This window comes from Kitasatospora sp. NPDC004799 (genome assembly GCF_040609095.1).
In the GTDB taxonomy this organism is placed as follows: domain Bacteria; phylum Actinomycetota; class Actinomycetes; order Streptomycetales; family Streptomycetaceae; genus Kitasatospora.
In genome coordinates, this window is record NZ_JBEXJK010000783.1 from 1 (window position 1) to 1,517 (window position 1,517).

The 1,517-nt window shown below is 76.2% G+C and carries 2 protein-coding genes; both read right to left on the reverse strand.

The window, feature by feature from the left end; all coding sequences use genetic code 11:
* Window positions 1-56 precede the first annotated feature (56 nt).
* Window positions 57-539, reverse strand: a complete 483-nt coding sequence (locus ABZW03_RS40775; RefSeq protein ID WP_355269915.1) for a single-stranded DNA-binding protein — start codon at window positions 537-539, stop codon at window positions 57-59.
* Between the two features lie 129 nt (window positions 540-668).
* The gene (locus tag ABZW03_RS40780; protein ID WP_355269917.1) at window positions 669-1,436 is read right to left on the reverse strand and encodes a PP2C family serine/threonine-protein phosphatase; all 768 of its coding nucleotides are present in this window, start codon (window positions 1,434-1,436) and stop codon (window positions 669-671) included.
* Window positions 1,437-1,517 lie beyond the last annotated feature (81 nt).

Sequence of the window (1,517 nt, forward strand, 5' to 3'; positions counted from 1 at the left end):
GCCAAGATTCGGCGGCTGCTGCGGGGCCCTTTGTGCTGCTTGGGGGTGCGGTCCGGCTAGAACGGCGGCTCGGTCGAGCCGCCGGCCGGGGCGCCGCTCCACTCGCCGCCGGGCGCGGCCGGGGCGGCGGTGGACCACTGGTCGGCCGGGCGCGCGGCCGGGGCGCCGCCTCGCTGGGTCTTGGTGACCTTGGCGGTGGCGAAGCGCAGGCTGGGGCCGACCTCGTCGACGTCGAGGCCGAGCATGGAGCGGTTCTCGCCCTGCTCCGTCTGCCAGTTGTGCTGCACCAGGCGGCCGGTGACGACCACGCGCATGCCCTTGGTCAGGGACTCGGCGGTGTGCTCGGCCATCTCGCGCCAGGCCGTGGCGCGCAGGAACAGCGCGGTGCCGTCGCGCCACTGGCCGGTGGTCTTGTCGTAGGTGCGCGGGGTGGAGGCGACGGTGAAGCGGGCCATCGCCACGCCCTGCGGGGTGAAGCGCAGTTCGGGGTCGTCGGTGAGGTTGCCGACGACGGTGATCGGGGTCTCTCCCACGGACACAGGTGCCTCCCAGGGCATCAGTGGTGTCGGGAGCGGGGTCTGCCCGTCCCCCGCACCGTCCGGGCCCCGCCGCTGGCTTCGGCGGTGGTCCGGGCGGCACGGCCGGTCGGGCAGCGTGCTCGCGGTGCGTCAGTCGGCGGGGTGCAGGTCGACGAGCAGGACGGTGGCGTTGTCGGCCGTGCTGGGGTCGGCGTTCACGGCGGCGTCGACGAGGTGCTGGGCGGCGGTTTCGAGGGTGCCCGCAAGGGCGGGGGCCGGGGCGTCGGGGCCGGCCCAGGGGCGGTGGGAGCCGTACGGGTGGGGCGGGGGCAGGGTGCCGGCGTGCTCGTGCGGCAGGTAGGCGCCGTCGGAGGCGAGCAGGAGCCGAAGCGTGCGCCCGTGGGGGTCGAGCGGGACGGTCGCGTGGTCGATGGCCCCGTGGAGGTGGCACAGCGAGGAGGTCAGGTAGTCGTGGGCGTCCGGGTCGGGCCGACGGCCCGCGCGGCGCTGGTCGGTGGCTTCATTGTGGTCGGTGGTGATCAGGCGGGCCCGGCCGTGCTCGGCGAGGTAGGCGCGGCAGTCTCCGGCCCACGCGATGTGGAGGATGCCGCCGGTGCTGAGGACGGCGACGACCGCGGCGGCGTCCGGCGGCCAGTCCTCGGGGTGGTCCACGGTGGCGGGGACGCGGGAGCGGGTGAGGCCGATGGCCGTGACGGGGTCGCCGCGGCGGGCCGCCAGCGCGGCGAGCGCGGGTGCGGTGGTGCGGACCCAGGCGGCGGTGTGCTCGTGGTCGCCGATGCCGTCGAGCAGGACCCAGGCCGTGCGGCCGGTGTCCGGGTCGTGGTGGTGGGCGGTGGCGTCGGCCTGGTGGGTGCGGCTGCCGATGTGCTGGGAGGCCGCGTGACGGGTGGTGAACACCGGTGGTGCTTCTCCTCGTGCCGGTGGGCTGGACGGTCCAGCTCCCCTCACCGCCGACCCGGTCCGCGCGGACGGACCGGG